The sequence below is a fragment of the Streptoverticillium reticulum genome, assembly GCF_047456005.1.
GTDB classification, from domain to species: domain Bacteria; phylum Actinomycetota; class Actinomycetes; order Streptomycetales; family Streptomycetaceae; genus Streptomyces; species Streptomyces reticulum.
In genome coordinates, this window is the sequence record NZ_CP179755.1 from 342922 (window position 1) to 361781 (window position 18860).

The window sequence follows — 18860 nt, forward strand, 5'->3', positions numbered from 1 at the left end:
GCGCCGCGCACGGCGGGCCGGGGTCAGACGCGGTCGGCGGCGATGAGGAGATAGTGGAAGCTGCCTTCGCGGTAGGCGGTCAGGAACGCCTCTTCGATGCCGGTCGCCAGGGAGGACCTGGCGCGCAGCCCCCAGTAGAGAAGAGTCTGCGCGGTCAGGTCGAGCACGGTGATCGGGACGAGTCCATGGGCGGCGAGGGCCTTGAAATAGGCGCTCCTGGGATGGATGGTGCAGGTGTAGTGGCTGTCGATCCGGCTGACGGCCCGGGAGCGGTAGCCGGTTGCGTCGTTGGAGCACCCGGTGATGCAGACGTAGCGCCCGCCGGGAGCCAGCAGGCGGGCGAACTCGGCGAATGCCTCGTCCAGGTCCACGTACATGGTCGTCTCGTCGGTCCACACCGCGTCCCGGGAGCCGGTGGAGAAGCCGGTGTCGAGCATGTTGCGGAAGTGGAACCGCACCTGCTCGGCGACGCCGTGCCGTTCCGCCTGCCGGTTGGCGAAGCCCACCTGGTACTCGGAGATGGTCACACCGTCGACGCGGCAGCCGAAGCGCCGGTGCGCCATGAGTCCGGTGCCGCCGCGGCCGGAACCGGCGTCCAGGACGCGGGAGTCCCGCGTGAGCGGCTCGAGGTGGTCCAGCAGCAGGTCGGCCTGTGCGTTCTCCATCCGGTGCAGCTCGTGGACGATCCGCCGGTCGCGGTCGGGCGCGGCGTCGTCGAGCACGGTGGAGTCGTAAGGGCCGATGCCGTAGTGGTGGTGGTAGATCCCGTCGATGTCGCCGAGCACCAGGTTGACGCTGTCGTTCCGGTGGGTGTCCCAGTAGGCGGCGACGGCGCGCTGATAGTCGGTGCGCAGCACCTCGTTGTGGGCGGGCGTGGTGTTCATGCGGGGCTCCTCGCAGGGGTGGGGCGGCTCGCATAGCGGGGGCTGCCCTGGTGCCAGGCGTGGTTGCCGCCGCACCAGGCGGTGATTCCGGCCAGGAAGCGGCACAGTTCGGGCGGGCCGGTCAGGCTCAGCTCGGCGGCCTGCGTCTCGAAGCGGCGCATCAGGTCGTCGTGGAGGGCGGCGCTTCGGTCGACGGCTTCCTGGAGCGTGCAGCCGTCCTCCGCCGCGACGGCGAGAGCCAGGTTGAAGTCCCCGATCGCACTGCGGCCTTCCCGGGCCACCGAGTACAGGTCGTTGACCAGGGATGCAGCCAGGGCCGCGGTCGCGAAGGCGTGCTGCACGCGGTGGTCGGCCCACACCTGCGGGGCGAGCTCGTAGCCGCCGACCACGTCGATGACCGCCAGGCACGGCTGGAAGCTGTTGGCCTGCCGGTTGATCAGGTACTCCCACACCGGAGGGGTCCGGGAGGCGGCACGCCAGGAGGCCTCCTGCCCCAGTGCCGTGAGCAGCGCGGTGTAGATGTGGCGGGCGCGGGCGGTCTGGACGGGGGTGGCCAGGCGGGCCAGGTGCTCGACCGCGGAACGCACCGCACGCAGCGCCGGATCGTCCCGGACGGCCTGTTCGAACCCGGCGGCGAAGGGGTCCGGCAGTCGGACGCGGTCCACGGTGGCGGCGGTGATCCCCAGGCGGGATCCGGTGAGTTCGGGGACGGCTCCGAGGCCGGGGTCGTCGCAGTAGTGGTCGTCCACCGCCCAGGCGGCGAGGGTGCAGCGGGCCGGGATCAGGAGGCGCTCGACCTGGTCGGTCCCGGGGTGGCAGAGCATGACCAGGCGGCCGAAGCCGGTGGCGCGGAGTTCGTCGAGCCGTCCCGGGTAGATGCCGACCTGGCCCGCCCACTCGACGAGCCGTTCGTCGAGCTCATCGCCCAGGCCCCGGTCGTCGCGCAGCGGACGCGGGCAGTGCAACGGCGGGATCACGATGCCGTCGCCCGCGGGGCGCAGGTGTGCGGCCGAGGTGCCCAGTCCGGTCGGGCCGCCGGGGAGGCGGGGCATCACCGGTCCCCGGCGCCGTCGTAGTGGCCGACCTCGGCGTTCTCCAGGACGCCCAGTGCGCTGGGCAGCAGCACGGCCACCGAGTAATAGGCGCTGGCCAGGTAGGAGATGACGGCCTTGTCGTCGATGCCCATGAAGCGCACCGACAGGCTGGGCTCGTACTCGTCCGGGATCCCCGTCTGGTGCAGGCCGATCACGCCGCCGTTGTCCTCCCCCGTGCGCAGGGCGATGACCGAGCTGGTGAGGTGCTCGGATATGGGGATCTTGTTGCAGGGCAGGAACGGCACCCCGCGCCAGGCGAAGACGTGGTGGCCGTCGAACTCGGTGCCCGGCTCGGTGATGCCCGCCCGGGTGCACTCGCGGGCGAAGGCGGCGATGGTGCGCCGGTGGGCGAGGAAGAACTTCGTCTGCCGCCGCATGGACAGCAGTTCGTCCATGTCGTCGGGGGTGGGGGGACCGGTCCGGGTGGAGATGCGCTGCGTGCGGTCGGCGTTGGGCAGGAGCCCGAACTCGGGATGGTTGATCATCTCGTGTTCCTGGCGCTCGCGCAGGGCCTCGACGGTCAGCCGCAGCTGCTGTTCGGTCTGGTCCATCGGCCCGTTGTAGAGGTCGGCGACGCGGGTGTGGATGCGCAGCACGCTCTGGGCGACGTGGAGCGGATACTCCCTGGGGCTCGCTTCGTAGTCGACGAACGTGCTGGGCACCACGGATTCACCGTGGTGTCCGGAGGCGATCTCGATGTCCGCCTCCCCGCGCCGGTTCGTCCGCGGCCGTGGGCGGGCGGCGGACTCCTCGATGTGCGTGCGCAGGTGCGGGGCGCGGGCGGCGATCTGCTCGAAGGCGCCGCGTTCGAGCACCAGCAGGGTGCAGGGGGTCGCCGCGGTGAACGTGAACTCCCATGGCGCCGCGCCCGCCAGGCTCTGTTCGCCGAAGTAGTCGCCGTCGGTGAGCATGCCGTGGGAGACGGGGGTGTCGTAGTCTCCGGTCCCGGTCCTGTCCACCTTGCCGTGCGCGACCAGGACCACCTGGTCGCGCTGCTGTCCCGCGTGGGCGATCACTTCTCCGGCGGCCGCCTCGCGCTGGTCGAAGGCGCCGGACAGTGCGGTGAGCACCTCGTTGTCGGTGAAGTCCCGCAGCAGCGGGATCTCCCGCAACTCCTGCGGGACCACCTGTATGCGGGAGCCGATCGTCTCGAATTCGACCCGTCCGTCGCCGAGCGTGCACGTCAGGCGCCGGTTCACCCGGTAGGTGCCGCCCGCCACCTGCACCCAGGGCAGGATCCTCAGCAGCCAGCGCGAGGAGATGCTCTGCATCTGCGGCACGGACTTGGCCGTGTGGACGAGATTGCGCGCAGCGTCCGTACCCAGACTCGACCGCGACGACGGTATGAACTCCGGCATGACGGCGTCTGCTTCCCTTCGGTCGGCAGAGGGAACCGTCCCCAGTCAATGAGCACCCCGGCCGACCGGCCAGCCGGGCTGTGCCATTCGGGGGACGCTCCGGGTTGGCCGGACTGCACCTGTCCGGCCCACGCCCCGGACAGCATCCTGAGCCCCGCAAGGATTCACCCGCTCCATCTGAAGGAGGCCAGGAAGATGAAGAAATCGACACGGTTGATGACGGTGCTGGGCGCCAGCGGGCTCCTGGCGAGCACCGTCCTGCTGACGGGCTCGACCTCCGCGGGAGCCGCGAGACCCGTGGTGACCTCACCGGAACTGGCGACCTCGCAGGACGTCGTCAGACAGAGCTCGTCCGTGGTGCAGCTCAGCGCCACGGGCGGGGTCCCGACGGCGGTGATCTACCAGTCGCTGCCCGCGGGATCGTGGGTGCTGTCCGCCAACGCCTCGCTGGTGAGCTGGGCCCCGAGTGACTACACCCGGTGCAATCTGTACGTGGGCGACACGATCGTCGGCGGGGCGACCGCGATGGTCGGCGACCCCGGTGCGGGCAGCGCCGGCACGGGCACGTACGTGGCCACCGTGAGTCTCCAGGGTGCGTTCACCAGTACCGCGGACGCGGGCGTCAGCCTGCGGTGCGGGCACGATCGCACGCAGACGACGGGCGGGCTGCCGTATGTGGACCCGGGGGCCACGCTGTGGGCGCACCGGAGTGACGGTCTCGGCCTGGCGAAACGCGGTCGCTGACGGGAGGCCCGGAGAAGGTGGGCTATCCGACGCGTTCCCATCCGTGCCGCGGGGCCCGGGTGCCCAGCCCGGGCTCGCGGCTGCGGTAGACGATGTAGGGGCGCCACAGGTAGCCCACGGGCGCCGTCAGCATGTGGACGAGCCGGGTGAAGGGCCAGAAGGCGAACAGCAACAGGGCGCTGATGGCGTGCAGTTGGAAGAGCACGGGCGCCCCGCTCATCAGCGCCGGGTCGGGGTGCAGGACGAACAGGGAGCGGAACCAGGGCGAGATGGTGCTCCGGTAGTCGTATCCCCCGCCCACCAGGTTGGCGACGACGGTGGCGGACAGGCCGAGTGCGATCGTCGTGGTGAGCGAGAGGTACATGGCCTTGTCGTTGCGTGTGGTGGCGGAGAAGACCGGGCCGACGGTGCGGCGGCGGTAGACGAGGACGGCGAGGCCGCCCAGGGTGCACACCCCGGCGGCCGTGCCGAGGGCGACGGCCGTGACATGGTAGGTGTGTTCGGCGATGCCGGCGGCCTCAGTCCAGCTCTTGGGGACGATCAGGCCGCCGATGTGGCCGAGCAGGACGAGCAGGACGCCGAAGTGGAAGACGGGGCTGCCGATGCGCAGCAGGCGGTTCTCGTGGAGCTGGGAGGACCGGGTGGTCCATCCGAACTTGTCGTAGCGGTAGCGCCAGACGTGGCCGAGGACGAAGACCACGAGGACGAGGTAGGGCAGGACCACCCACAGGAGGGTCTGCCAGGTGGTCGGTCCGTGGTGCATCAGAGACCTCTTGCGGGTTCGGGCGCGAAGGGGGCCAGGCCCACCTCTTCCTCCGGGGGTCCCTCGGCGGCGAGGCGGGCGACGGCGGTGTGTTCGTCGCCGGTCAGCGGGGGCAGCGTGGCGCGGACGGAGTCGAGCACGCGGGTCCAGGGCGAGCCGGTCTCGCGCAGGGCCAGGCGCAGGAGTTCGATGCCGGCGCGGTGGTCGCACAGCAGGCGTCTGCCGTCGCGGGGACCGACGGCGGCGGCGAACTCCAGGACGACGGCGAGGTGGTCGGGCAGTTCCTCGTCCGTCAGGCGCCATCCCGCGGCGGCGTAGGTCCGTTTCAGGCGCAGCAGGGCGAGGCCTCGTCTGCGGGTGTCGCCGTGGGCGTAGTAGGTCAGGAACAGGCAGCAGTGTTTGCGGTGGTCGAAGGTGGCGACGTAGTCGGCGGTGACGTCTTCTTGTGTTTGACCGTCGAGGTGCTCGGCGAAGGTCAGCAGGGGCGCGCCGGCCCGGTCCGGCAGGGTGGCGGCGGCCCGGCGGGCCAGGGGCAGGTGGTGGTGCCGGAAGCGCTCGTCGGGGTAGGCCAGCAGCAGGGACTGCGTCTGCCAGGCGCGCGGCATCCATGCGTCGGAGGGGGTCACGACCGGGGTCCGCTCTCGTCGTCCTCCGCGGTGGCGGGCGGGAAGAGGCCGGCGGGGCGCCCTTTGCCGTCCCAGTTGAGGAGGTTGACGCGGTCCGCCCGGCCGGTGGGCGTGGTGGGGGCGTCGGAGGTCTGGCGTTCGTGCAGCGCCCGGAAGTTCTCGACGGCGACCGGCGCGGGGCCGCCGGAGGACTCTCCGAACGGGCCGGAGCCTCCCATGCCGGGGCCGCCCTCGTAGTCCAGGGCGCACTCGGTGACCGACTCCTCCAGCGCGTGGGCCTGTTCGGCGTGTGCGGGCGGGATCACGTACCGCTCGTCGTACTTGGCCAGGGCCAGCAGCCGGTACATGTCGTAGAGCTGTTCGCCGCTCATGCCGACGGACTGCGGAATGGTCTCGTCGGGGATCCTGCCGAGGTTGATGTCCCTCATGTACGAGCGCATGGCGGCCAGCCGCCCGAGCACCGCCTCGACGGGGGCGGGGTCTCCGGCGGTGAAGAGTTGCGCGAAGTAGTCGACGGGAATGCGCAGGGCGTCGACGGCGGCGAAGAGGTTGCTCCGGTCCTCGGCGTCGTGACCGGTCTCGCGCAGGGCGTCGGCCACCGGGGAGAGCGGCGGGATGTACCAGACCATGGGCAGGGTGCGGTACTCCGGGTGCAGCGGCAGCGCCACCCTGTACGTGTTGATCAGTGAGTGGACCGGGGAACGCTGTGCGGCGTCGATCCAGTCGCGCGGGATCCCGGCGCGTTCGGCCTCGCGGACGACCTGCGGATCGGCGGGGTCGAGGAGGACCGAACGCTGGGCCTCGTAGAGCCCGGTGGCGTCGGGGGTGGAGGCGGCGGCGAGGACCCGGTCGGCGTCGTAGAGGACGAGTCCGATGTACCGCAGCCGGCCGACGCACGTCTCCGAGCACACGGTGGGCAGGCCGACTTCGACGCGGGGGAAGCAGAAGGTGCACTTCTCGGCCTTGCCGGTGCGGTGGTTGAAGTAGACCTTCTTGTACGGGCAGCCCGTCACGCACATGCGCCAGCCGCGGCAGCGGTCCTGGTCGACGAGGACGATGCCGTCCTCCTCCCGCTTGTAGATCGCGCCGGACGGGCAGGAGGCGGCGCAGGACGGGTTGAGGCAGTGTTCGCAGATGCGCGGCAGGTAGAACATGAACGTCTGCTCGAACTCGAACCGGACCTTCTCCGAGAGGTTCTTCAGCAGGACGTCCTTGTCCCCGTGGTCGGCCGACCCTCCGAGGTCGTCGTCCCAGTTGGCCGACCAGGAGATCTTGGTGTCCTTGCCCGAGATCAGCGACTTGGGCCGGGCGACGGGCGTGTGCTCCTGCAACGGGGCGTCGGTCAGGGTCGCGTAATCGTAGGTCCAGGGTTCGTAGTAGTCGTCGAGCGTGGGCAGCTTGGGGTTGGAGAAGATCGTCAGCAGTTTCCTCAGCCGCCCTCCGCCCTTGAGGACGAGGCGGTTTCTCCTGTTCAGCTCCCATCCACCACGCCAGGTCCGCTGGTCCTCGTAGCGGCGGGGGTAGCCCTGGCCGGGCCGGGTCTCGACGTTGTTGAACCACACGTACTCCACACCCGTGCGGTTGGTCCACGCCTGTTTGCAGGTGACCGAGCAGGTGTGGCAGCCGATGCACTTGTCGAGGTTCATCACCATGGCCATCTGGGCCATCACCCTCATCAGTACGTCACCTCCTGCGAGCGGCGGCGGATCACGGTGACCTCGTCGCGCTGGTTGCCGGTCGGTCCCAGGTAGTTGAAGGCGTAGGAGAGCTGGGCGTAGCCGCCGATGAGGTGGGTGGGTTTGATCAGCAGCCGGGTCAGGGAGTTGTGGATGCCGCCGCGGCGGCCGGTGGTCTCGGTGCGGGGGACGTCGATCAGGCGGTCCTGGGCGTGGTGCATGTAGACGGTTCCCTCGGGCATCCGGTGCGAGACGACGGCGCGGGCGACGACGACGCCGTTGCGGTTGACCGCCTCGATCCAGTCGTTGTCGTGGATGCCCGTCTTCGCGGCGTCCTGTGCGCTCATCCAGATGGTCGGGCCGCCCCGGGAGAGGGACAGCATGAAGAGGTTGTCCTGGTATTCGGAGTGGATGGACCACTTGTTGTGCGGGGTCAGGTAGCGCACGGTGAGGCCGCGTTCGCCGTTGTCGCCGATCTGCGGTTCGCCGAAGAGGGCGTGCATGTTCAGCGGCGGCCGGTAGACGGGCAGTTGTTCGCCGAGTGCGGTGATCCAGTCGTGGTCGAGGTAGAAGTGCTGGCGTCCGGTGAGGGTATGCCAGGGTTTGAGGCGTTCGACGTTGACGGTGAAGGGCGCGTAGCGGCGTCCCCCGGCCTCGGAGCCGGACCATTCGGGCGAGGTGATGACGGGGACGGGAGCGGCCTGGGTGTCGGCGAACGCGATCCGCTTCCCCTCGTGTTCGGCGGCGAGATCGGCCAGCCGCGTGCCGGTGCGGGCCTGAAGGGTGTGGAATCCCTGGGTCGCGAGGCGGCCGTTGGTGGTGCCGGACAGGGCCAGGATCGCCTCGCAGGCGTGCACGTCGCGGGCGAGGGACGGGCGCCCGTCGGCGACTCCGCCGCGCACGGTGCCGTTCTTGTGGCGCAGGTGGTCGAGTTCGGCCTCCACCCGGTAGGTGATGCCCTTGGTCGTCAGTCCCTGGGTGTCCGGCAGCGGGCCGAGGGCGGCCATCTTCTCGGCGACGGCGGCGTAGTCGCGCTCGACGACCAGGAGTTTCGGCATGGTGCGGCCGGGCACGGGATCGCACTGCCCGGCCTTCCAGTCGCGGACGCGGCCGTGCGGGGTGGCCAGGGCGTCGGGGGTGTCGTGCGTCAGGGGTGCGGCGAGCAGGTCCTGCCGGGTGCCCAGGTGGGTGGCCGCGAGGCGGCTGAAGGTGCGGGCGAGGGTGTGGAAGATGTCCCAGTCGGTGCGGGTCTGCCAGGGCGGGGCGATGGCCGGGTTGAAGGAGTGGACGAAGGGGTGCATGTCCGTGGTGCTGAGGTCGTGCTTCTCGTACCAGGTGGCGGCGGGGAGCACGATGTCCGAGTGGACAGTGGTGCTGGTCATCCGGAAGTCCAGAGTGAGCAGCAGGTCGAGTTTGCCGGTGGGGGCCTCGTCCCGCCAGACCACGTCCCGGGGACGGGCACCGGGCGGGGCCTCGGTGGCCCGGACGGACGAGTCCGCGCCCAGGAGGTGCTTGAGGAAGTACTCGTTGCCCTTGGCGGAGGAGCCCAGGAGGTTGGCGCGCCACACGGTCAGGACGCGGGGGAAGTTGCGCGGGTCGTCGGGGTCCTCGCCCGCGAACCGCAGCTTTCCTGCGGTGAGTTCGGCGACGACGTGGTCGGCGGGGCTGCGCCCGGCCGCCGTGGCCTCGTCGGCGAGGTCGAGGGGGTTGCGGTCGAAGGTCGGGTAGGAGGGCATCCAGCCCATGCGGGCGGACGCGGCGATCACGTCGGCGGTGGACAGGCCGGCGAAGGCGGAGCCCGGACCGGCTGCGGCGAGGGTGTCGGCGCCGAAGTGGTCGTAGCGGAACTGGTCGGTGTGCAGGTACCAGTAGGCGGTCTGGATCATCTGCCGGGCGGGCCGGTTCCAGTCGGATGCCGTGGCCAGCATGGAGTAGCCGGTGATGGGGCGGACCTTCTCCTGGCCGACGTAGTGGGCCCAGCCGCCGCCGTTGACGCCCTGACAGCCGGTGAGGGTGGTGAGGGTGAGGAAGGCGCGGTAGATGGTGTCGGAGTGGAACCAGTGGTTGGTGCCCGCGCCCATGATGATCATCGAACGCCCTTGGGACTCCTCGGCGTTCGCAGCGAACTCCCGGGCGATGCGGGCGGCCGTGGCGGCGGGGACGCCGGTGATCGCCTCCTGCCAGGCCGGGGTGTACGGCTGGTCCGGGTCGTCGTAGCCGGTGGGCCACACGCCGGGCAGTCCGTCCCGGGCCACGCCGTACTGGGCCAGGAGCAGGTCGAAGACGGTGGTCACCAGGCGGCCGTCGACCCGGCGCACAGGGACGCCGCGCAGCAGGCCGGCTGCTGTGCCGTCGGCAGCGTCGAAGCGCGGCAGTTTCACCGTCACCGCGCCCTCCGCTCCCCCGGCCGCCGACAGCATCGGGTCGACGCCGCCGAGGTCGAGGTTCCAGCGCCCGGCCCCTGACTCGCCGAACCGGTCGCCCAACGTACCGTTGGGCACGACGGGTTGACCGGTGGCGGAGTCCAGCAGCACGGTGCGGAAGGCGGCGTGCTCCGCACGGGCCGCCTCACCGCCGAGGTCCTCGGCGGTGAGGAACTTGCCTGGAACGTAGGCTCCTTGGCTGCTCTCTTCCAGCGTGACGAGGAACGGCAGGTCGGTGTACTGCTTGACGTAGCCGTCGAAGTATTCGCACTGCCGGTCGGTGAAGAACTCCTTGAGGACAACGTGTCCCATGGCCATCGCCAGGGCGCCGTCGGTGCCGGGGTGGGCGGCCAGCCATTCGTCGGCGAACTTCACGTTGTCGGCGTAGTCCGGTGAGACGGCGACGACCTTCTGGCCGCGGTAGCGGGCCTCGGCCATCCAGTGCGCGTCCGGCGTACGGGTCACCGGCAGATTGGATCCCCACATGATCAGGTAGCCGGCGTCCCACCAGTCACCGGACTCCGGTACGTCCGTCTGGTCGCCGAAGACCTGCGGCGAGGCGACGGGCAGGTCCGCGTACCAGTCGTAGAACGACAGCATCACCCCGCCCAGCAGCGAGTAGAACCGGGCTCCGGCGGCGTGCGAGACCATCGACATCGCCGGGATCGGCGAGAATCCGGCCAGCCGGTCCGGCCCGTACTCCTTGATGGTGTGCACATGGGCCGCGGCCGCCATCTCGGCCGCCTCGTCCCAGCCCGCCCGGACCAGACCGCCCCGGCCGCGCGCCGCCTTGTAGCGGCGGGAGCGCTCCGGGTCGGAGACGATGTCCGCCCACGCGAGCACCGGGTCGCCGAGCCGGGCCTTGGCCTCGCGGTACATCTGCAGCAGGACGCCGCGTACGTAGGGGTAGCGGACGCGGGTCGGCGAGTAGGTGTACCAGGAGAAGGCGGCACCGCGGGGGCAGCCCCGGGGCTCGTACTCGGGGCGGTCCGGGCCGACGCTGGGGTAGTCGGTCTGCTGGGACTCCCAGGTGATGATGCCGTCCTTGACGTACACCTTCCACGAGCACGATCCGGTGCAGTTCACCCCGTGCGTGGAGCGCACCACCTTGTCGTGCGACCAGCGGTCCCGGTAGAAGTCGTCCGCCCGGCGCCCGCCGGTCCGGTGCACGGTGCGCAGATCGTCGGAGATGTCGGCCCGGGTGAGGAACCGGCGGGCCCGCACGAGGGCCTCGGTCAACTCGTCGTCCAGACGGGCCCGTTCCGTGTGCGGCTCGGCGGCCACGGCCTCGTCCTCCTCCGGGCCTCGCGGCCCATGTCGTCCGCGGTTCGCGGCATGGTGACGTGCGAACCTCACGCGTCACCATGCCGCAACGCCCCCGTTCCGGGAACGTACGACGCGCCTTCGGACCTCCGTTTGCCCGGCCGGACGCCATGCTCAGCCGGACGCGGCCGTCATGTCTCCCGCCACCGCGCGGACCGCGTCCTTGCGCACCCTGGTGAGGGTGAAGGCGAGTGCGGCCGCCGCGATGACACAGAGGAGGGCGAGTCCCAGGGCGTACGAGCCGTAGGTCCCGTAGAGGGTTCCCATGAGCAGCGGCGGGACGAAGCCGCCCAGGCCGCCGGCGGCGCCGACGACGCCCGTGACCGAGCCGACCTGGTTCGTCGGCGTCAGCAGGGCGACCAGCGCGAAGGTGGCTCCGCTGCCGGCGCCCAGCGCGGCGGCCATCGCGAGGAACGCGATCGTGCCCACGGGCATCAGGGGCGGTGTACCCGCCTGGACGGCCGCGCCGACGGCGACCACCGCCAGCGACGCGGCCAGCACCCGCGCCGGCCCGAACCGGTCCGACAGCCAGCCGCCCACGGGCCGCATCGCGACCGCGAGCAGCACGAATCCCGCCATCCGGTTGGCCGCGTCGGCCTGGGCGAGGCCGTAGCCGGTCTTGAGGTACGTGGGCAGGTAGACGGAGAAGGCCACGTAGCCGCCGAAGGTCACGGCGTACAGGGCGGACGCCTGCCAGGTGACGCCGAGCCGGGCGGTGGCGGCCAGGCGCAGCGCGAGCGGCTCGGTGGGCACCGTGCGGCCGGGGGCGTCCCTGAGCAGGGCGAAGGACAGGACCGCGTACGCGGCCAGGACGCCGGCGGTGATCAGGAAGGGGTACGCCGTGCCGTGCGCGTCGACGAGCCGCACCGTGGTCAGCGCGCTGATGGCCGTGCCGCCCATGCCGGCGCCGAAGAGGCCGATCGCCAGTCCGCGCCGCTCGGGCGGGAACCAGGCGCCGACGAAGGGCACGCCCACCGCGAACGACGTGCCGCCGATGCCGAGGAAGAACCCTCCGACGAGCAGGCCCCACAGCGAGGAATGGCCCGCCAGCCCCAGGTACAGCACGGGCACGACGGTGGCGGCCGACACCAGGGGGAACATCACGCGCCCGCCGAACCGGTCGGTGAGCGCCCCCACCGGGATGCGGCCCAGAGAACCCACCACCACCGGCACGGCGACCAGCAGGGACTGTTCGAACGAGCTCAGCTCCAGGATGTCCTTGAACCGCGGGCCGAGCGGGCTGAGCAGCGCCCACGCCCAGAAGTTGACCGCGAAACCGACCGTGGCGAGAGCCAGCATCGCTCCCGGGCGGGCGGCCGGGGAGGCCCGGCCCGCGTCGCCGGGTCGTACGTCGTCGGTCAGGTGCTGCGGAGCGCGCATGGCGTCCCTCTCATCGGATGTGCGGCACCCCCCGCAATCAGGGTCAGTGAGAACACATCGGGACAGACAGGGCTGAACGGGCCCCTTCCCCCGGCCGGACGGCCGACTGCCCGGACCGCAGGCTCCGCCGGTCGGCCCCTCCCCCGGGGCCGGCCGGACCCGTCGCCCGGGACCGAAGGTCCCCGATCCGCGCCGAATCACCCACGGCCCTGCGTTCCGGGCTCTTTTACGCCAAGGCAAGCCTTACCTTTGCCGTGATCGACACGGAGGTACGCATGACACTGCACGACTGCGCCCCGGGGGTGCGCGTACGGCTGGGCCGGCTCTGCCTGCCCGGGCCCGACCGCCTCAGGCTCTCCGAGCTGGGGTTCCTGCCCGGCCACGAGATCCGGGTCGTCGGGCGGGGTGCGGCTGGGGGCCTGGTGGTGGCCCTCGGGGACGCCCGGTACGCCGTCGACGCGGACACCGCGCGCGGGATACGGGTGACCGCCCTCGCGGACTCCCGTGTCTAGGGCATGCGCCGCGGCCGACCGCGGACCCGGCCGTCGGTGCGACGGCGCCGCCCCGGTCGTCGCGCTCGTCGGCGCCCCCAACGTCGGCAAGTCCACCCTCTTCAACGCACTGACCGGTGCACGGGGGCGTGTCGGCAACTGGCCGGGCACGACGGTGCACGTGGCCCGGGGCACATGGCGGCCGGACAGCGGCACCGAGATCGAACTGCTCGATCTCCCCGGCACCCGCAGCCTCGTCCCGCGCTCCCCCGACGAGGCCCTCACCCGCAGCCTGCTGCTCGACCCGGACGGGACGGACCGCCCCGACCTCGTCGTCGTCACCGCCGACGCCGCCAACCTCGCCGGCAGCCTCTGCCTGATCGCCGAAGTACTGGGGACGGGGGTGCCCTGCGCCGTCGCCCTCACGATGACGGACGTGGCCGGGACGCGCGGAACCGAAATCGACGCCGGAGCGCTGGCCGCGCTGCTCGGCTTGCCCGTCGTACCGGTCCTCCCCCGCCGACGGCGGGGGCTGGCCGAACTCGGCGACGCCGTGAGCCGCGCGCTCGCCGATGACGGGACCCGGCCGCAGGACCCGGTGGAGACACCCGCGCACGCGCCGGACGGGGACGACGACGGGGAAGCCGGCATCGCGCGGGCCGAGGCGCGCTACGCCTGGGCGCACCGGGTGCTGGCACAGGTGCGGACCCAGGAGGACGCGTTCCGGCCGACCCTCTCGGACCGGGTCGACCGGGTCCTGACCTCCGGCAGGTTCGGCGGTCCGCTCTTCCTCGCCGTCATGTGGCTGGTCTTCACGGCCACCACGACCGTCGCGAAGCCGCTGCAGGACGGACTGGCCGCGCTCTTCGACGGGCCGGTGACCGGAGGCGGCGCTGGGGCGCTCGACGCGGTGCACGCCCCCGCGTGGCTGTCCGGCCTGGTCGTCGACGGGCTGGGCGCGGGCGTCGGCCAACTCCTGTCCTTCATACCGCTGATGGTCGTCATGTTCGTCCTGATGGCCGTCCTGGAGGACTCCGGGTACATGGCCCGGGCGGCCTTCGTCGTCGACCGGCTGATGAGGTGTCTGGGCCTGCCGGGCCGGGCCTTTCTGCCCGTCATCGTGGGCTTCGGCTGCAACGTGCCCGCCCTTTCCGCGGTGCGTGTCCTCGCGGACCGGCGGCAGCGCATGCTCGTCGGCATGATCATCCCGTACGTGTCCTGCAGCGCCCGCCTGACGGTCTACGTCCTCCTGGCGAGCACGTTCTTCGGCAACGCGGCGGGCACCGTGGTGTTTGCGATGTACGTCCTGTCGGTGCTGCTCGTCATCGGCGTCGGCATGCTGCTCCGGCACACGCTCTTCCGTGAACTGCGCGGCGAGGCCCTCGTGCTGGAGCTGCCGCCCTACCGCCTGCCGGCCGTGCGCGTCGTGGGCGCCCAGACCTGGCAGCGGCTCGTCGCCTTCCTGCGCACCGCGGGCGGGGTCGTCGTCGCGGCCGTCACCGCGGTGTGGCTGTGCTCCGCCGTCCCGCTGGGCGCCGCGCCCGGCACGGGGTTCGGTGCCACCCCGGTCGAGCACAGCGTCCTCGGCGCCGCCTCGCGGACCGCGGCGCCCGCCTTCGCGCCCGCCGGGTTCGGCGACTGGCACGCGGCGGCCGCGCTGGGCACGGGGTTCGTGGCGAAGGAGGCGGTGGTGTCCACGCTCGCGCAGACCTACGGTGCTGACGATGCGGGCCGCCAAAGGGAGTTGAGCGCGGAGCTGCATGCCACCTTCGGCCGGGCGTCGGGCGGGCACCCGTTGCCTGCGGTGCTGGCCTTCCTGGTCTTCGTGCTGGCCTACACACCGTGCATGACCACGATCGCCGCGCAGTGGCAGGAGATCGGGCGACGTATGACGCTCCTCGCCACAGGCCTCCAACTGGCCGTCGCCTGGCTGCTGGCGGTCGCGGTCTTCCAGATCGGATCCCTGTGGTGGTGAACCGGCCGGTCAGCCCGCTACGGCACGTTCTGCAGCAGATCCTCCAGGCGCAGGGCGGTCTGCGCCTGGAGGAGATCGCGGCCCGGGCGGGGGTCGCCCCGGACGAGGCCGCCTCGATGGTCGAGTTCTGGATCGACCGCGGGGTGCTGACCCGCGAGGCGGTCAACGGCAGCCGTGCACCGGCCGGTTGCGGGAGATGCGCGCTGGCGACCGCTTGTTCCACGGCCCGCAGGGCGGAGGGCGGAACCGCACCCTCCGCCCTGCATGTCATCCGACCGGCGCGGTCCGGCGATGACAGCACGGGATGACAGCCCGGAGCGTGGGGACGAGCCGCCAGCGGCCGGGGGCTCGACAGCCGACAGCGGTCAGCGGGCTGTGAATCCACCGTCGATCGCGAGGGCTGCGCCGGTGATGAACGAGGCGTCGTCGCTCAGCAGGAACGCCACGAGTGGGGCGATCTCCTCGGGCCGGGCGATGCGGTTCACCGGGTGCATTGCCGAGATCTGCGCGACGGCCTCGTCGCTGGTCAGCATCGAGGTGCGTGCCAGCGGCGTGTCGACGCCGCCGGTGGTGATGGCGTTGACGCGCACGCCCTGTTCGGCCACTTCGAGCGCGGCGGCCCGGGTCAGGCCCACGACCGCGTGCTTGGCCGCGACGTACGGGGCGACGCCGGGCAGTGCGACGACCCCCATGTTGGAGGCATTGTTGACAATCGCCCCACGAGTCTTGAGCACCTCCGGTATCTGATGCTTGAGGCAGTTGAAGACGCTGGTGACGTTCTGTGAGATCTCGGCGTTCCAGGCAGCGCCGTCGATACTGGACACCGGGCCGGAAGCGTTGACAGAGCCGGCGTTGTTGAACGCCCCGTCCAGGCTGCCGAATTCGGAGAGCGCCGCCGTGACCAGCGCAGCGGCGTCGGCCTCGACGGAGACATCGGCGGGGACGAAGAGCGCCCGGCCGCCCGTGGCCCGGATGCTCTCGGCAGCCCCTTCACCGATGTCCTTGCGACGGGCGCCGATGACGACGGCGGCGCCTTCCGACGCGAGTCGCCGCGCGACGGCGAGGCCGATACCGGAGGAGCCGCCGGTGACGACGAAGACCTTGGAGTCCAGACGGGAAGACATGGAGAAGCCTTTCGGGGAGAAGTGGCACCAGTGGGGTCGGCCGAGCTCGGAGCACGACCACCTCCGTCAGACTGCAGTACGACGGCAGCCGAGTCCGGCGGATATCGGACTTCACGTTGCGCCCGGTCATCCGCTCTTCCGGCTCCGGTACACCAGCGCCGGGCGCCTGAGGTAGCCGACAGGCGCGCTCCACACGTGCACGAGGCGGGTGAAGGGCCACACGGCGAAGAGCAGGAAGGCGCTCAGGATGTGGAGTTGGAACAGCAGGGGTGCCGAGGCCATGGCCTCGGGGTGCGGCTGCAGGGTGAACAGCCCGCGGAACCAGACCGAGATCGTGGCGCGGTAGTCGTAGCCGCCTCCGGCCACGTTGTGCACGGCCGTGGCCGAGACACCCAGCAGGACAGTCACGAACAGCACCGGGAAGAGGATCCTGTCGGTGCGGTCCGTGGTCCTGCGCACGCGCGGCGCGAACAGCCGCCGGGCGCACAGCATGGCCAGCCCGGCCACCATCGCCGCCCCGGCGACCGAGCCGAGCCCGACGGCCGTGACGTGGTAGGCGTGTTCGCCGATCCCGACGGCTTCCGTCCACGAGGCGGGCACGGCCAGGCCGACGACGTGTCCGGCGACGACGGCGAAGGCGCCCAGGTGGAACAGCGGGCTGCCGAAGCGCAGCCAGCGGTGTTCCAGCAGCTGGGTGGTGCGGCACGTCCAGCCGAACCGGTCCCGCCGGTATCGCCATATGTGGCCCGTGACGCACACCGTCAGGCAGATGTAGGGGAACGCGACCCACAGGAGGGGCTGCGAGGCGAGGTGGATCATCGGGGGTCTTCCGGGTTCGTGGGAGTGATTCCGTAGGGGTGCAGGCCCACCTGTTCGGCGGGCGGGCCTTCGGCCGCGAGGCGGCGCACCGCTTCCCGGTCGGCGGCCGTCGGTGGCGGGAGCAGGGCGAGGAGGGCCGCGAGGAGGTGGCGGTAGGGGGATTCCAGGTCGTCCAGTGCGTGGTGGATCAGCTGCAGCCCGCGCCGGTGGCGGCGCAAGGGTGCTTCGCCCGGTCCCGGTCCCACGAGGGCCGCGAACTCCAGGGCGACCGGCAGGTGGTCGGGCAGTTCGCCGTCGGCGACCTCCCAGCCGTGGGCTCGGTAGGACTGGGCGAGGGCGAGCAGGGCGGTGCCCCGGCGGCGGGTGTCGCCGTGCAGGTAGTAGGTGAGGTGCAGTCCGCTCCTGCGGCGCAGGTCGAAGACGTCGACGTAGTGCATCTCCCGTTGGTGCGCCGGTTGTCGGACGAACCAGTCGGTGAACCGGGCCAGGTGTTCCGCGGCGGGCGAGGGCGGCAGCTGTGCGACGGCCGCGGCCAGTTCCGGTGCCGCGGCGGCCAGTTCGGCGTCCGGGTACTGGAGCAGCAGGGACAGCAGGCGCATCGACCGGGCGCGGTCTGCGGCCTGTTCGGGGGTGACGGTGCGGGCGGGCCGGATGCGGGTGAACAGGTTCACGGGGTGCTCCCGTTCGTGCGGCGCCGGGTGGGCATGCCGAGCATGGTGGGGCCCTCCCCCGCATCGACCGGGCAGCGGAAGCCGGCTGCACCCGGATCCCCGGTGGCCGCTTCCTTGTGCGCTGCAGGCACGACGAAGCGGTCGGCGTACTTGGCGACGGCGAGCAGCCGGTGCAGGTCCTCGGCCTGCTCGGGGGTGAGTCCCACGGCGTCGAGCAGGCTCCGGTCGGCGGGGTCGCCGAGGGCGCGGGCGCGCATGTGGCTGCGTAGAGCGGTCAGTTTCATCAGGACGCCGGCGACGGCGTCGGTGTCGCCGGCGGTGAAGAGGGCGGCCAGGTATTCCAGCGGGATGCGCAGCCGGGTGACGGCGGCGAAGACGTGGTCGGGGTCGTCGGAGCTGCCGCCCGCCGCGCCGACCGCGTCCAGGACCGGGGACAGCGGGGGCACGTACCAGACCATCGGCAGGGTGCGGTACTCCGGGTGCAGCGGCAGGGCCACCCGGTACTCGCTGATGAGGGCCCGTACCGGGGAGCGCCGGGCGGCGGCGATCCAGTCCTCGGGGATGCCGTTCGCGCGGGCTGCGGCGGCCACTTCGGGGTCGTCGGGGTCGAGGAGGAGGTCGCGCTGGGCGTCGAGCAGGTCCGTCTCCTCGGGGACGGCGGCCGCTCGGCCCACGCGGTCCGCGTCGTAGAGGACGACGCCGAGGTAGCGCAGCCGGCCGACGCAGGTCTCGGAGCAGACGGTGGGCTGTCCGGCCTCGATGCGCGGGAAGCAGAAGGTGCACTTCTCGGCCTTGCCGGTGGCGTGGTTGACGTAGACCTTCTTGTAGGGGCAGGCGGAGACGCACATGCGCCAGCCGCGGCAGCGGTCCTGGTCGACGAGCACGATGCCGTCCTCGGTGCGCTTGGAGAGGGCGCCGGAGGGGCAGGCGGCGACGCAGGCGGGGTTGAGGCAGTGTTCGCACAGTCTGGGCAGGTGGAACATGAAGGTCTGCTCGAACTCGAACCGGACCTTCTCCGCCAGGCCGCCGCCGAGGTTGGGGTCCCCGGCACCGTGCTCGGGCGTACCGCCCAGCCCGTCCTCCCAGTTGGCGCCCCACGTGATCGTGGTGGGGCGGCCGGTGAGCGCCGAGCGCGGGCGCGCGACGGGGACGTCCTGGCCGGCGGGCGCGCTGACGAGGGTGTCGTAGTCGTAGGTGACGGGCTCGGCGTAGTCGTCGATCGTGGGCAGGTCGGGGTTGGAGAACAGGGAGGACAGCCGCTTGAGACGACCGCCGGAGCGCAGGGCCAGGCGGCCTTTGCGGTCGAGGACCCAGCCGCCCTTCCAGCGTTCCTGGTCCTCGTAGCGGCGGGGGTAGCCCACCCCGGGCTTGGTCTCGACGTTGTTGAACCAGGCGTACTCCACACCGGTGCGGTGGGTCCACGTCTGCTTGCAGGTGACCGAGCAGGTGTGGCAGCCGATGCACTTGTCGAGGTTCATGACCATGGCGACCTGTGCCATCACACGCACG

At 71.6% G+C, this 18860-nt stretch carries 16 protein-coding genes; 4 read left to right on the forward strand and 12 right to left on the reverse strand.

All coding sequences use genetic code 11. The features are described 5' to 3' along the window. Window positions 1-23: 23 nt before the first annotated feature. The 3 genes from ACMATS_RS01595 to ACMATS_RS01605 are packed head-to-tail and all read right to left on the reverse strand — an operon-like array spanning window position 24 to window position 3336. Window positions 24-884 (reverse strand): geranyl diphosphate 2-C-methyltransferase, encoded by an 861-nt coding sequence (locus tag ACMATS_RS01595; RefSeq protein ID WP_390780652.1) that lies wholly within the window; start codon window positions 882-884, stop codon window positions 24-26. Beyond that, window positions 881-1936 carry a family 2 encapsulin nanocompartment cargo protein terpene cyclase gene (locus ACMATS_RS01600; RefSeq protein ID WP_414166566.1) on the reverse strand — a complete coding sequence of 352 codons (1056 nt, stop codon included), beginning with the start codon at window positions 1934-1936 and terminating at the stop codon, window positions 881-883. Before ACMATS_RS01600 ends, ACMATS_RS01595 begins: the two co-directional genes overlap by 4 nt. Continuing rightward, entirely contained in the window at window positions 1936-3336 is a 1401-nt protein-coding gene (locus tag ACMATS_RS01605) for a family 2B encapsulin nanocompartment shell protein (RefSeq protein WP_414166567.1), read from the reverse strand. Before ACMATS_RS01605 ends, ACMATS_RS01600 begins: the two co-directional genes overlap by 1 nt. Window positions 3337-3531: 195 nt before the next feature. Here ACMATS_RS01605 and ACMATS_RS01610 point away from each other — a divergent pair, with 195 nt between their 5' ends. Continuing rightward, a complete protein-coding gene (locus ACMATS_RS01610; protein ID WP_414166568.1) occupies window positions 3532-4080 on the forward strand; it encodes a hypothetical protein in 549 nt (182 codons plus the stop codon). A gap of 22 nt (window positions 4081-4102) precedes the next feature. On the opposite strand, the gene narI (ACMATS_RS01615) is transcribed toward ACMATS_RS01610, so the two are convergent. The 5 genes from narI (ACMATS_RS01615) to ACMATS_RS01635 all read right to left on the reverse strand — a co-directional run bounded on the left by narI (ACMATS_RS01615) (window position 4103) and on the right by ACMATS_RS01635 (window position 12190). Continuing rightward, window positions 4103-4843 carry a respiratory nitrate reductase subunit gamma gene (gene narI, locus ACMATS_RS01615; protein WP_414166569.1) on the reverse strand — a complete coding sequence of 247 codons (741 nt, stop codon included), beginning with the start codon at window positions 4841-4843 and terminating at the stop codon, window positions 4103-4105. Further along, a complete protein-coding gene (gene narJ, locus ACMATS_RS01620; RefSeq protein ID WP_414166570.1) occupies window positions 4843-5469 on the reverse strand; it encodes a nitrate reductase molybdenum cofactor assembly chaperone in 627 nt (208 codons plus the stop codon). The genes narI (ACMATS_RS01615) and narJ (ACMATS_RS01620) overlap by 1 nt, the downstream gene beginning before the upstream one ends. Then, window positions 5466-7145, reverse strand: a complete 1680-nt coding sequence (gene narH, locus ACMATS_RS01625) for a nitrate reductase subunit beta (protein WP_414166571.1) — start codon at window positions 7143-7145, stop codon at window positions 5466-5468. Before narH (ACMATS_RS01625) ends, narJ (ACMATS_RS01620) begins: the two co-directional genes overlap by 4 nt. After that, a complete protein-coding gene (locus ACMATS_RS01630; RefSeq protein WP_414166572.1) occupies window positions 7145-10852 on the reverse strand; it encodes a nitrate reductase subunit alpha in 3708 nt (1235 codons plus the stop codon). The genes narH (ACMATS_RS01625) and ACMATS_RS01630 overlap by 1 nt, the downstream gene beginning before the upstream one ends. 153 nt (window positions 10853-11005) lie before the next feature. Next, a complete protein-coding gene (locus ACMATS_RS01635) occupies window positions 11006-12190 on the reverse strand; it encodes an MFS transporter (RefSeq protein WP_414170634.1) in 1185 nt (394 codons plus the stop codon). Window positions 12191-12546: 356 nt separating this feature from the next. Between ACMATS_RS01635 and ACMATS_RS01640 the strand changes: the two genes are divergently transcribed. The 3 genes from ACMATS_RS01640 to ACMATS_RS01650 are packed head-to-tail and all read left to right on the forward strand — an operon-like array spanning window position 12547 to window position 15045. Next, window positions 12547-12783, forward strand: a complete 237-nt coding sequence (locus ACMATS_RS01640; RefSeq protein WP_414166573.1) for a FeoA family protein — start codon at window positions 12547-12549, stop codon at window positions 12781-12783. After that, window positions 12776-14737, forward strand: a complete 1962-nt coding sequence (gene feoB / locus ACMATS_RS01645) for a ferrous iron transport protein B (RefSeq protein WP_414166574.1) — start codon at window positions 12776-12778, stop codon at window positions 14735-14737. Before ACMATS_RS01640 ends, feoB begins: the two co-directional genes overlap by 8 nt. After that, window positions 14731-15045, forward strand: a complete 315-nt coding sequence (locus ACMATS_RS01650) for a FeoC-like transcriptional regulator (protein ID WP_414166575.1) — start codon at window positions 14731-14733, stop codon at window positions 15043-15045. The genes feoB and ACMATS_RS01650 overlap by 7 nt, the downstream gene beginning before the upstream one ends. Before the next feature lie 57 nt (window positions 15046-15102). Here ACMATS_RS01650 and ACMATS_RS01655 read toward each other — a convergent pair whose 3' ends face one another. From ACMATS_RS01655 to narH (ACMATS_RS01670), 4 genes are all read right to left on the reverse strand, one after another. Further along, on the reverse strand, window positions 15103-15861 hold the full coding sequence (locus tag ACMATS_RS01655) for an SDR family NAD(P)-dependent oxidoreductase (protein WP_390780643.1): 759 nt from the start codon (window positions 15859-15861) through the stop codon (window positions 15103-15105). A gap of 126 nt (window positions 15862-15987) precedes the next feature. Then, window positions 15988-16680: a respiratory nitrate reductase subunit gamma gene (narI, locus tag ACMATS_RS01660; RefSeq protein WP_414166576.1), complete on the reverse strand. Its 693-nt coding sequence runs from the start codon at window positions 16678-16680 to the stop codon at window positions 15988-15990. Beyond that, window positions 16677-17351, reverse strand: coding sequence for a nitrate reductase molybdenum cofactor assembly chaperone (gene narJ, locus ACMATS_RS01665; RefSeq protein ID WP_414166577.1), 675 nt, complete (start codon window positions 17349-17351; stop codon window positions 16677-16679). Before narJ (ACMATS_RS01665) ends, narI (ACMATS_RS01660) begins: the two co-directional genes overlap by 4 nt. Beyond that, the gene (narH, locus tag ACMATS_RS01670) at window positions 17348-18859 is read right to left on the reverse strand and encodes a nitrate reductase subunit beta (protein ID WP_414166578.1); all 1512 of its coding nucleotides are present in this window, start codon (window positions 18857-18859) and stop codon (window positions 17348-17350) included. Before narH (ACMATS_RS01670) ends, narJ (ACMATS_RS01665) begins: the two co-directional genes overlap by 4 nt. Window position 18860: the final 1 nt, after the last annotated feature.

Coding starts and splice junctions, on each gene's coding strand:
- ACMATS_RS01595 (WP_390780652.1), bottom strand. CDS start 884: ATGAACACCACGCCCGCCCACAACGAGGTGCTGCGCACCGACTATCAG.
- ACMATS_RS01600 (WP_414166566.1), bottom strand. CDS start 1,936: ATGCCCCGCCTCCCCGGCGGCCCGACCGGACTGGGCACCTCGGCCGCA.
- ACMATS_RS01605 (WP_414166567.1), bottom strand. CDS start 3,336: ATGCCGGAGTTCATACCGTCGTCGCGGTCGAGTCTGGGTACGGACGCT.
- ACMATS_RS01610 (WP_414166568.1), top strand. CDS start 3,532: ATGAAGAAATCGACACGGTTGATGACGGTGCTGGGCGCCAGCGGGCTC.
- narI (WP_414166569.1), bottom strand. CDS start 4,843: ATGCACCACGGACCGACCACCTGGCAGACCCTCCTGTGGGTGGTCCTG.
- narH (WP_414166571.1), bottom strand. CDS start 7,145: ATGAGGGTGATGGCCCAGATGGCCATGGTGATGAACCTCGACAAGTGC.
- ACMATS_RS01635 (WP_414170634.1), bottom strand. CDS start 12,190: ATGCTGGCTCTCGCCACGGTCGGTTTCGCGGTCAACTTCTGGGCGTGG.
- ACMATS_RS01640 (WP_414166573.1), top strand. CDS start 12,547: ATGACACTGCACGACTGCGCCCCGGGGGTGCGCGTACGGCTGGGCCGG.
- ACMATS_RS01655 (WP_390780643.1), bottom strand. CDS start 15,861: ATGTCTTCCCGTCTGGACTCCAAGGTCTTCGTCGTCACCGGCGGCTCC.
- narI (WP_414166576.1), bottom strand. CDS start 16,680: ATGATCCACCTCGCCTCGCAGCCCCTCCTGTGGGTCGCGTTCCCCTAC.